The following is an 11,079-nucleotide window of genomic DNA, read 5'->3' as shown; positions in this document are numbered from 1 at the left end:
TTCGGCTCGAAGTCCTCGGTGGAGACGAGCGAGGCGGACACGAAGTCGACGCCCGCGCCGCCCGACAGCGAGAAGGCCTCCTGCCGGTCGAACCCGGCCGACAGGCCGAGGCCGAGATGCACGGCGTTGTCGCCCTCGAGATAGGGCGCGTAGGTCGCGCGCGCGGCAAGGCCGATGCCGTCGTCGAAGGGCTGGCGGTTGATGTCCGAGCCGAAGACGCCGCCCGACAGGCTCCAGCGATCGGCGCCGTAGAAGGCCACGGCGCCCACCGCATCGGCCGGCGACAGGGTCTCGACCAGGGCGTCCTCGGCAAACAGGGCGGAGCGGCTGCCCTGGAGTTCCTGGAACGAGTAGGTCACGTCCTGTTGGCCGGCACGCAGCGTCACGGCGTCGCTCGGCTCGTAGTCGATGAAGGCGTAGGGCACCTCGACGCGGCCCGGCGTCGCGAAGTCGAGGACAAGGCGGCCGCCGAAATCGTCGTAGCCGAAATCGGTGTAGATGCGTGCCCGGCGGACCGATCCCTCGCGGCGCTCGTCGTCGTCGAGGAGATCGCGCGGGTGCGAGGAGGCCCAGCCGCCGTCGAGCTGCAGGAAGGGCGAGACGGCGACGAACCTGTCCTTGGTGCCGAACCGCAGGGGATCGGGCCGCTCCTCGGCCACCGCGGGCACGGCCGCGAGGAAGGGCGCAAGAAGAGGCGCAAGGCTCAGGGCGGAACGCGGAACCATCGGCTGACCTCGTCGAAGCGCACGGATGCGACCGGTTATCGCCGACGGGTTCGGACAGGGCGAGTGCGCCGCAGCAACAGCCGGGCCGCCCCGCCCCGTCATCGAACCGTCAGGGAACGATCAGCGTGCCGGCGCCATGCTCGGTGAGGAGTTCGAGGAGCACCGCATGCAGCACCTTGCCGTTGAGGATCACGACGCCCTGGACGCCGCGCTCGATCGCCTCGATGCAGGTCTCGACCTTCGGGATCATGCCGCCCGAGATCGTGCCGTCGGCAATCAGCGCGCGCGCCTGCGACACCGACAGTTCCTTGATCAGCTGGCCGTCGCGGTCGAGGACGCCCGGCACGTCGGTGAGGAAGAGGCAGCGCGCGGCCTCGACGGCACCGGCGATGGCGCCCGCGAACGTGTCGGCGTTGATGTTGTAGGTCGCCCCGTCGCGGCCGGGCGCGACCGGCGCGATCACCGGGATCATCTCGGAGCGCGCGAGAAGGTCGAGCAGCGTGCGGTCCACCTCGACCGGCTCGCCGACGAAGCCGAGGTCGAGCACGCGCTCGATGCGCGAATCGGGATCGACATAGGTCTTCTTGGCCTTCTCGGCGAAGACCATGTTGCCGTCCTTGCCGCACAAGCCGATCGCCCATTCGCCCTCGGCGTTGATCAGCGCGACGATCTCCTTGTTGATCGAGCCGGCAAGAACCATCTCGACGATCTCGACCGTGCGCTGGTCGGTGACGCGAAGGCCGCCCTCGAAGCGGCTCTCGATGCCCATCTTGGCGAGCATCGCGCCGATCTGCGGGCCGCCGCCATGCACCACGATCGGGTTGATGCCCGACTGCTTGAGAAGCGCGATGTCGCGCGCGAAGGCCCGGCCGAGCGTCTGGTCGCCCATGGCATGGCCGCCGTACTTCACCACCACCGTCTTGTTCTCGTAGGCCTGCATGTAGGGCAGGGCTTCGGCGAGAAGGTTGGCCTGCATGGCGGCGCTGTCGGTCATGGAGCGGCTCCCGGCGGGTGTCGTGGTTCGGTCGGCGCTCTGCCTAACCGCGATTCGTGACAGGCTCTAGACCAGGACGCACGGCAAAAGAAGGGCGTCCCGCCGCGGCCACGCGCCCGGCGCGTTGCGATCAACGAAGGATTAAACTTCCAATTGCAATTCTATGCCGGACCGAAGGGGTCCGGGAACCAGAACGATGCCGACCAAACGCATGCGCAGTCGGCCGTCGAGGGCTCTTGCCGCGCTCGCTGCGCTGTCCGGATTTCAACTCGGAAGCGTGGAGGAGGCCGCGGCCGGCGCCTGGACCCTCGAGAAGGGACGAGGGCTTGCGATCGTCTCGGCCGGCGGGTCCGAGGCGCGCGGCGCCTTCGGCGACAACCGGCGGAGCGCCCCCGTTTCCGGCTTCCGCAAGGCCGAGATCCAGGTGCTGGCCGAGTACGGCATCACCGACCGGTTCACCCTGCGCGGCCGCACCGAATTTCGCCATCTCAGCTTCGAGGCGCGCGACGCCGAGACGGGCCTCGGCGTGTCGGAGATCGGCGGGCGATATCGGCTGATGCAGCGCGGCGGCTTCGTCGCTTCCGTGGAGGCCAACCTTCGCATCGCCGAGGCCGATCCGGCGCTCGATCCCGGCGGCGCGGGGCTTCTCGCCGGCGAAGCCGAGGCACGGCTTCTCGGCGGCTACGGTTTCACGCTCATGGGGCGCGACGCCTTCGCCGAGGTGCAGGGTGCCTACCGGACGGCCGGCGGGCTCGCCGCCGACGAGATCCGTGCGGACCTGACCCTCGGGATCCGGGCGCGGCCCGACATCCTGCTTCTGGCCCAGAGCTTCTCGGTGGTGGGTCTGCCGGAGGACGGGCTGGACGGTTTCGACCAGCACAAGCTACAGCTGTCCGGCGTCTACGACGTGACGCCCGCGATTTCGTTGCAGGCCGGCGGCTGGAGCGCGGTCGCGGGCCGCAACGCGCTCGACGAGCGCGGCCTTCTCGCCGCGCTCTGGCTGAAGTTCTAGGGCAGTCCCCGGCAGCGCGAGGCGGCCGGAACGCCCCTCTCAGGCCATTTCGCGCTGCGCCACGAGGACGCTTGCGATCGCCGCCTCGAGATCCTCCATGCCGTAGGGCTTGGGCAGGATGGTCACGCGCGGATCCTCGCCGGGCGTCACGCCCGCGACATGCCGGTCGCCGGTCGCGAACACGATGCCGGTGCCGGGCTTCACCTTGCGCGCTTCGTCGGCAAGCTCCGTGCCCGACATGCCCGGCAGGTTCACGTCGCTGACGAGGACGTCGAACGGCACGGTCTGGATCGCGGTGAGGGCGTCCTCGGCGCGCCCGGCCTCGAAGACGACGTAGCCGAGGTCCTTCAGCATGTCGGCCGTGTTCATGCGGATCAGGCCGTCGTCCTCGACGAGGAGGACCGTGCCCTTGCCGGTCGGCTCCGGTTTTGGCGCCGCGGCGCCGAGGCCGCCCGTCTTGGCCGCCGGCGCGTCCGTGGACGAGGGCGCGAGCGAGGGGCCTTTGAGAGCCGCGCGGCGCGCGCCGTTCGCCTGCGCCTGGTTGGCGAGGACGTGGCGGAACTTTCGCGCCAGCGCCTCGCGCGTGTAGGGCTTCGACAGGAGCTGCACGCCGGCATCGAGCCGGCCGCCGTGGACGATCGAGTTCTCGGTGTAGCCGGAGGTGAAGAGCACGGCGAGACCCGGCAGCCGCTCCTTCGCCTTGCGGGCGAGCTCGGGGCTCTTCAGCTTGCCGGGCATCACGACGTCGGTGAAGAGGATGTCGATCGGGATGCCGCTTTCCACGACGTTCAGCGCCGACTGCGCGTCCACCGCCTTGAGGACGCGGTAGCCGAGGTCGGTCAGCATCTCGACCGCGGTGGCGCGCACCTCCTCGTCGTCCTCGACCACGAGCACGGTCTCGGTGCCGCCGGTGACCGGACCGGTGTCGACCGCGATCTCCTGGTCCTCGCTCTGCGTCGAGCGCGGCAGGTAGAGGCGGATCGTGGTGCCCTGGCCGATCTCGGAATAGATGTTCACGTGTCCACCGGACTGCTTCACGAAGCCGTAGACCATCGACAGGCCGAGGCCGGAGCCCTTGCCCTCGGCCTTGGTGGTGAAGAAGGGCTCGAACACGCGCTCGATCACCTCGGGGCTCATGCCGGCGCCCGTGTCGCTGACCGCGAGCATCACGTACTGGCCGGCCGCCACCTCGTGCCGGCGCGCGTAGTCGTCGTCGAGATGGGCGTTGCCGAGCTCGATCGTAAGCTTGCCCTGGCCTTCCATCGCGTCGCGCGCGTTGATGGCAAGGTTCAGGAGCGCGTTCTCGATCTGGGTCGGGTCGATGAACGTGTTCCAGAGGCCGCCGCCGAAGACGGTCTCGACCTCGATCCCTTCACCGATCGCGCGTCGGAGCATGTCGTCCATGCCGCGCACGAAGCGCGTGACGTTGACGACCTTCGGCTCCAGCGCCTGGCGCCGTCCGAAGGCGAGAAGCTGCGCGGCGAGCTTGGCCCCGCGCGAGACGCCGGCCAGCGCGTTGCGCACGCGCGTCTCGGCCCGCTCGTTGCCGGCGATGTCCTTGAGGAGAAGCTGCAGGTTGCCGGAGACGACCTGCAGGAGGTTGTTGAAGTCGTGCGCGACGCCGCCGGTCAGCTTGCCGACCGTCTCGAGGCGCTGCGAGCGGTTCAGCGCGGCCTCGGCGGCGCGGCGCTCCTCGACCGCCTGCGCGACGCGATGCTCCAGCGTCTCGTTCAGCTGGCGCAGCTGCTCCTCGGCGCGCTGGCGATGGCGGATCTGGCGCTCCAGCACGCTCGCATGTTCGCGCAGCTGCTCTTGCGCGAGGCGCTCCTCGGTGACGTCGGTGTGGACGCCGACCCACTCGCGCAAGGCTCCGTTGTCGTCGAGGATCGGCACCGCGCGGATCGCGAACTGGCGCCATTCGCCGGAGGCGACGCGCACCCGGTGCTCGAATACGAAGGTCGAGCGCGCGGCGACGGCCTCGTTCCAGGCGGCGACGGTCGCGTCGGCATCCTCGGGATGCACGGCGGCGGCCCAGCCGAAGCCCTCGTACTCGGCCTGCGTCTGACCGGTCAGCGCGGACCAGCCCGGCTGTTCGCCGCTCATGCGCCCGTCCGCCGAATTGGTCCACAGCGTCGAGTGGATCGCCGCGACGGCGGCCCGGAAGCGGTCGTTGGACCGGCGCAGCCCCTCGCGCTCGGTGCGCTCGATCACCGTGCACAGGACGCCGCCGAACCCGCCGTCGCCGTCGCGGATCGGGGTGTAGAAGAGGTCGAACACGACGTCGCGCAACGCGCCGTTGCGGTGGAGGCGCATCGGCTGGTCGCGATAGGTCTCGGCCCGGCCGGCAAGGCCGGTCTCGAGGACCCTACGGTTCCAGTCCCAGATTTCCGGCCACACGTCCGGAACGGTACCGCCGAAGGCCGCCGGGTGCTTGTCCCCGGCGATCTCGCGGTAGCCGTCGTTATAGACCATCACATGGTCGGGTCCCCACATCAGGACCTTCGGGATCTGGGAATCCAGAACGGTGTCGACCACCGCCGACAGGGCCGCAGGCCAGTGCGCACGGAGGCCGAGCGAGGTCGCCTGCCAGTCCGTCCGGTCCAGGAGCGCGCGCGTCGTGACCGAGGCCTCCGGCTGAAGGTCGAGCGCTGCGCTCATGCTGGTGGTCCCCCGGTCTCTGGCGCCGCGAGGCGGCCTTTGAAGCTAACGCGTTGACATGCCGTCCGATTGCGGCTCCCGCAAGGCCGTTCGTGCAACAGCGCTTGCGACTCAGGCCCCCCGGCCGAGCTGTCCGCGTGCCGCCAGATAGTGCATCAGATCCGTGATACCATAGCGCCAGGGTTGCGCCTTGTCGGTGTGGGTGACGACGTTCTCCAGCCGCCCAAGGCGCGGCGAGGCGATCGAGACGCGGTCGCCGACTTTGTGGGTGAAGCCCTTGCCGGGCGCATCGCGGTCCTCGACTGGGGCGAACAGGGTGCCGAGATAGAGCATCATGCCGTCGGGATACTGGTGGTGCTTACCCAGCGCCTGACCCGCGAGATCGGCCGGATCGCGGCTGATCTCCCTCATCGAGGAGTGGCCCTCGAGCCGGTAGCCGTCGCCCGCGCCCTCGACGGTAAGCGTCAGTTCGGCGGCGCGCACGTCGTCCAGCGTGAAGCCGTCGTCGAAGAGGCGCACGAAGGGGCCGATGGCGCTCGAGGCGTTGTTGTCCTTGGCCTTGCCGAGGAGAAGCGCCGAGCGCCCCTCGACGTCGCGAAGGTTCACGTCGTTGCCGAGCGTCGCGCCGACGATCTGCCCCTTCGAGTTCACCGCGAGCACAACCTCGGGCTCCGGGTTGTTCCATTCCGAGGAGGGCAGGATGCCGATCTCCGAGCCCCAGCCGACGCTCGACAGGACCGGCGCCTTGGTGAAGACCTCGGCGTCCGGCCCGATGCCGACTTCGAGATACTGCGACCAGTATCCGCGCTCCTGCAGGATGCGCTTCACCTCCGCGGCCTTCGGCGAGCCCGCCACGACGTCGGTCAGCGCCCCGCCGATCACCTCGCCGATCTCGCCGCGGATCGCGGCCGCGAGGCTAAGGTCGCCCTTCGCCCGCTCCTCGATCACGCGCTCGATCATCGAGCGGGCGAAGGTGACGCCGCAGGCCTTCACCGCCTGAAGGTCGCAAGGGGCGAGAAGCACGGCGCTCGCCTCGCGCTCCGGCCCGTTGCAGCGGCTCGCCTCGACGACCTCGGCGAGGTCCCACTCGCGCCCGCCCGGCACGGCGCGCACTGCGGCGACGGGGTCGGACAGTTCCAGGAGCTGCGACAGGGTCGCGGCGGCGGTGCTCGCCTCCACCAGGCTCTGCCCACGCACCACCACCAGCACGGGCCCGCCGGTCTCGGGGTCAAACAGGCGCCCGACCAGCGTGGCGTCAGCGGCATCAATGGGCAGAAGGGACAGGGAAGTCATCGGGTCGGTCCATCGCTAGGAAAAGGGCGAATCGCGCCCGTTGGGGCGCAGGGGACTCCAGAACCGCGGCCGGGCGCAAGCGCTGGGGATGGTGCAGTGCGAAATGGTCGTCGCGCGACACGCGTCCCGCCCGAGAACCCATCGGCTCGCCATGCACCGGTGAGGTCGCGCGATCTCCGCCCGGCCGGTCGCAACGACGGGCCGAGGCGGCCAGGCTCGATCGCCCTTGGGGGCCCCGCGCGGCGACCGATCCAAAAATCCCGCTCGTTAGACCTTTGTTCAATCTCGGAGGCTAGAACTGGTCCTGCAGCAGCGAACGAGCCGGCTTAGCGCCCCTCCCGCCAGGCATGATGCCGATGTTGCCCGACGGTTCCGACCGTCATGTCCCAACGTTCAGTTTACCGGGACAAACACCAATGACCTCTGTGAATTTCAACGCTGCCGCGACCTCGGCTCTCCGCACGCTGCAGCACTCCAACGCCCAGCTCGATGCCACGCAGTCGCGCATCGCGACCGGCCTCAAGATCGGTCAGGCCAAGGACAACGCCGCCTACTGGTCGATCTCGACCACGATGAAGTCGGACAACAAGGCGCTCGGCACCGTCAAGGACGCGCTCGGCCTCGGCGCCGGCACGGTCGACACGGCCTACCAGGGCCTCGACGCCGCCCGCGCCCAGCTCGACGACCTGAAGGCCAAGCTGACCTCGGCCCTCAACCCGAGCGTCGATCGCGCCGCCGTCCAGAACGACATCGACGCCTACCTCTCGTCGCTGAAGTCGATCGCCTCCTCCTCCGTCTTCTCGGGTGAGAACTGGCTGTCGGTGAACTCGGGCGTCGACGGCTACTCCAGCCAGAAGCAGGTCGTCGCCTCCTACGCCCGCGCTGCGGACGGCACGGTCTCGATCGACACGATCGGCATCGACACCTCGAAGATCGCCCTGTTCGATGCCAACGCCGACGGCGCCGGTATCATCTCCTCGCAGGCGATTCTCACGGCTGGCGGCAAGGAACTCGAGTTCGGCGGCAACGCGGCTTCGGGCGCGGCTCCGGTCCTTAACGGCCTCGACACGGCCAGCAGCAAGGCGGGTCTCGACGTCGGCGTCGCCGCCAAGGCGAAGGTCGATCTCGGCAAGTTCTCGGCCGGCGGTCTTCAGACCACCGACCAGCTGACCTTCGACGTCTCCATCGACGGCGGCGCGACGAAGCAGGTCAAGGTCTCCCTGACCGGCGTGACCAACGGCACGAACTTCGCCTCGACCGTCCAGACGGCGCTGCAGACGGCGACCGGCACCTCGGCCACGGTGACGCTCGATGCGGACGGCCACGTCCAGGTCGAGTCCGCGACGCTCGGCTCGGCTTCTGGCGTTTCGATCAGCAACCTCAAGGCTGTCGACGGCAACGGTGCGGTCTCGACCATCACCGGCTACACGGCCGCCGCGCTCAACGGCGTTGCCAACTTCGGCGCCGGCTCGGTCAACACCGTGTCCGTCAGCTTCGACTCGACGGGTACGGCTCCGGCCACGATCGCGAACAACGACGTCCTGAAGTTCCGCTTCAGCTATAACGGCGACCTCTACGAGACCGCCTCGAAGACGCTTCAGGCGTCCGACGTGAACATGTCGGACGAATACGCCACCGTCCTGAAGGGGATGATGGAGACCGCGACGCGCGTCAGCGACGGCGCCGTTCTCGGCACCGGCAAGATCAACGTTGCGCCGACCACGGCCGGCACGACGGACACGATCAAGATCACCACGGTCGGCTCCGGCCCGACGCAGACGGTCAGCGTCGGCACGGTCTGGAAGAACGGCGCCGCCGCCACCGGTACGCAGGCCAACGGCCTCGTGACGGCAGCGGGTGCCTACGCCACGGCGAACGCCGCGGCCACGACCGGCGCCATCGCGGCCCCGAGCCTCGACGGTGACACCATCACCTTCGACATGACCTACTACACCGACAACACGACGGCGACGGGCTCGGTCTCCAACAAGAAGACGATCTCCTTCGTCTCCTCGGCGACCCAGGCGACGAACGCCGCCAACCTGCAGGCCGCACTCGATAAGGCCTACGGCGCGGGCGTGCTTTCGGTGAACACCACGACGGGCGCGATCAGCACCGTCGGCACCGGTCCGAACGTCGGTCTCATCGTCGCCAACGCCCAGGTCAAGGACGGCGACGGCGTTCTGACCTCGACGCTCGGCATGAAGTCGGGTGCGATCAACTCGGTCGGTCGCGACGATGCCTCGGTTCCGACCAAGGCGACGGTCACGTCCTCCACCGCGTTCGCCGGCGAGCTCGCCTTCGACGCCGGTGACAGCATGACCTTCAACGTCAACATGAACGACGTCACGAAGGCCGTGAAGATCGACAAGGCCCTGATCGACTCCACCCTCGGTGGAACGTCAGGCAAGATCAGCTCGGCCAACGACTATGCAACGGTCCTCAACGCCGCTCTCACCCAGGCGGGTGTGACCACGGTGACGGCCAAGAACAACGCCGGCGTGATCGCGTTCGAAGCCAACACGGCTGGCGCTGCCACCCTGTCGGTCACGGACGTGAAGTCCTCGTCCGGCGCGAACACGTCCTCGGTGAACGACATCTCGATCACCTCGGCGAGCTTCAAGGCGCTCACCAACGACCAGCAGACCCAGCTGATCAACGCCTACATCAACCTCGTCAGCGACAAGCTGAAGGCGGTGACCTCGGCGGCGTCGAACATGGGTTCGGTCGGTGCTCGCATCGAGAGCCAGAAGACCTTCGTCTCGACGCTCATGGACACGATCGACAAGGGCGTTTCCGGCCTCGTCGACGCCGACATGAACGAGGAGTCCACGAAGCTCCAGGCTCTGCAGGTCAAGCAGCAGCTCGGCGTGCAGGCTCTGTCGATCGCCAACCAGTCGGCGCAGAACGTCCTGTCGCTCTTCCGCGGCTAAGAACGGGGACCCTGACGGGACCGTCGCCTCCGGGCGGCGGTCGCCGGACGGGACAGGAGGCTCCCGGACCATCTGGTCCGGGAGCCTTTTTCGTTGGCCTCAGCGGGCGTTCAGGAACTCGCCCGCCTCGATCAGCACGAACTCGTTGTCGTCGGCGCGGTCGAGCGCGCGGCCGGCGGAGTAGGGGAAGTTGTTGTCGTTGGCGACGACGATATGGGTGTCGTCCACCCGGTCGACGTTCTCGATCGTCACGAAGGGCATGTCGTAGACGCCATTCTCCGTGCCCTGGCGTGCCTTGCCGTCCGGGTCCTTCACATCCATCAGGTCGAGGTAGCCGATCTTGCGCACCGGCTGGCCGACATTGGCGTCGCTCATCTCGATCTTGTAGATGCGCTTGAGCTTGGCCGGCGTCGCGAAGCAGTCCGGCTTCGGCTCGCCCGTGCAGGCTTGCGCGGCGCGGCCCGCCCCGTTGTCGCGCTCGATGACGAGGGCGGTGGTGGCGTCCAGCATGTTGAAGTCGCCGATCGCCACGCCGTCTCGGCTCAGCGGATAGATCCAGGAGCGGCCGGTCCAGTCGCCCTTCGCCGTGTCGAACTCGATGACGCGAAGGCCGGTCCGCCCGTCCGCCGCGGTCTCGGCCTTGCCGTCGGTGTAGAGCGGGCCTTCCAGGAGCGCATAGAGATGCGCCCCGTCGGGCGAGCGGGCGAGGCCCTCGAAGCCGCCGGAGCGCTTGAGGTTGAAGGGCGGCATCGGCTTTGCGGGATCGGCCGGCAACTGCAGGATCGGGTTGTCGGGCGACACGACCTTGGTCTCGCCGACCCGCGTCTCGTGGACGCTCTGGAGCCGGCCCTCGCGGTCGAACTTGAGGAGCCAGGGTCCGAACTCCTCGCCGACGAAGAACCCGTCCGCGACCGGCTGGATCGATTCGACGTCGAAATCGGCGCCCGTCAGGTAGCGCTTCTCGGACCCTTCCATCGCGATCGGGAAGGGCGCCTTGCGGTCGGGATCGGACAGGAACACCGTCTCGCGGCGGTCGACGGTCCCCTTGTCCCAGTCGATCGCGACGTGGTGCAGCATCAGCATCGCGTCGCTCGAGTTCGCCTTGGAGCCGAAGCCGTTGTCGGACAGCGTCCAGAACGTGCCGTCGTCCATGCGGCGGATGCCGGAGAAGCCCTGCACGGCCTGACCGTCGAGCGGCAGCGAGAAGCCGGTCGGGCGCACCCCGTCCTTGCCGGGCACGGTGCCGAGGGCGTCCGTGCGGCGCCGGTCGGGCGTCGTGAACTTGCCGGCCTGACGCAGGTGCGCCGGGGCGTCGGCGGGCGCAGCGATCTGCGTATCGGCGGGCAGGATGGCCTGGGCGCGGAGCGTCGCGGGAAAGGCCCGGCCTTCCGCGTCCTGCGCATGGGCTGATGTGCCGAGGGTGAGGAGCGCGAGGCTCGCGGTGAGAAGCGTCTTCATCGGTGT

The 11,079-nt window shown here is 68.8% G+C and carries 7 protein-coding genes; 2 read left to right on the top strand and 5 right to left on the bottom strand.

Going from position 1 to position 11,079, the window contains the following annotated elements; genetic code table 11:
* A partial coding sequence (locus QZ753_RS08675) for a porin (RefSeq protein ID WP_294642826.1) occupies positions 1 to 725 on the bottom strand: 725 nt, incomplete at its 3' end.
* A gap of 109 nt (positions 726 to 834) precedes the next feature.
* A complete protein-coding gene (gene argB, locus QZ753_RS08670; protein ID WP_294642825.1) occupies positions 835 to 1,719 on the bottom strand; it encodes an acetylglutamate kinase in 885 nt (294 codons plus the stop codon).
* 196 nt (positions 1,720 to 1,915) lie between these two features.
* Here argB and QZ753_RS08665 point away from each other — a divergent pair, with 196 nt between their 5' ends.
* Positions 1,916 to 2,731, top strand: a complete 816-nt coding sequence (locus QZ753_RS08665) for a hypothetical protein (protein WP_294642824.1) — start codon at positions 1,916 to 1,918, stop codon at positions 2,729 to 2,731.
* Positions 2,732 to 2,770: 39 nt separating this feature from the next.
* Here QZ753_RS08665 and QZ753_RS08660 read toward each other — a convergent pair whose 3' ends face one another.
* Both QZ753_RS08660 and QZ753_RS08655 read right to left on the bottom strand, forming a co-directional pair.
* Positions 2,771 to 5,389, bottom strand: a complete 2,619-nt coding sequence (locus QZ753_RS08660; protein ID WP_294642823.1) for a response regulator — start codon at positions 5,387 to 5,389, stop codon at positions 2,771 to 2,773.
* Positions 5,390 to 5,500: 111 nt separating this feature from the next.
* Positions 5,501 to 6,682, bottom strand: coding sequence for a fumarylacetoacetate hydrolase family protein (locus QZ753_RS08655; RefSeq protein ID WP_294642821.1), 1,182 nt, complete (start codon positions 6,680 to 6,682; stop codon positions 5,501 to 5,503).
* A 416-nt stretch (positions 6,683 to 7,098) separates the two neighbouring features.
* On the opposite strand from QZ753_RS08655, the gene QZ753_RS08650 reads away from it, so the two are divergent.
* Complete coding sequence (locus QZ753_RS08650; RefSeq protein WP_294642819.1) at positions 7,099 to 9,615, top strand: flagellin; 2,517 nt, start codon at positions 7,099 to 7,101, stop codon at positions 9,613 to 9,615.
* 99 nt (positions 9,616 to 9,714) lie between these two features.
* Here the strand turns inward: QZ753_RS08650 and QZ753_RS08645 are convergent, their stop codons facing one another.
* Positions 9,715 to 11,073 carry an esterase-like activity of phytase family protein gene (locus QZ753_RS08645; protein WP_294642817.1) on the bottom strand — a complete coding sequence of 453 codons (1,359 nt, stop codon included), beginning with the start codon at positions 11,071 to 11,073 and terminating at the stop codon, positions 9,715 to 9,717.
* Positions 11,074 to 11,079 lie beyond the last annotated feature (6 nt).

Origin of the sequence: uncultured Aureimonas sp., from assembly GCF_913775355.1 — a bacterium.
In the GTDB taxonomy this organism is placed as follows: Bacteria; Pseudomonadota; Alphaproteobacteria; order Rhizobiales; family Rhizobiaceae; genus Aureimonas.
Note: the sequence above shows the minus strand (reverse complement) of the source record. Positions and strands in the feature narration are given on the sequence as shown.

Coding starts and splice junctions, on each gene's coding strand:
- argB (WP_294642825.1), bottom strand. CDS start 1,719: ATGACCGACAGCGCCGCCATGCAGGCCAACCTTCTCGCCGAAGCCCTG.
- QZ753_RS08665 (WP_294642824.1), top strand. CDS start 1,916: ATGCCGACCAAACGCATGCGCAGTCGGCCGTCGAGGGCTCTTGCCGCG.
- QZ753_RS08660 (WP_294642823.1), bottom strand. CDS start 5,389: ATGAGCGCAGCGCTCGACCTTCAGCCGGAGGCCTCGGTCACGACGCGC.
- QZ753_RS08655 (WP_294642821.1), bottom strand. CDS start 6,682: ATGACTTCCCTGTCCCTTCTGCCCATTGATGCCGCTGACGCCACGCTG.
- QZ753_RS08650 (WP_294642819.1), top strand. CDS start 7,099: ATGACCTCTGTGAATTTCAACGCTGCCGCGACCTCGGCTCTCCGCACG.
- QZ753_RS08645 (WP_294642817.1), bottom strand. CDS start 11,073: ATGAAGACGCTTCTCACCGCGAGCCTCGCGCTCCTCACCCTCGGCACA.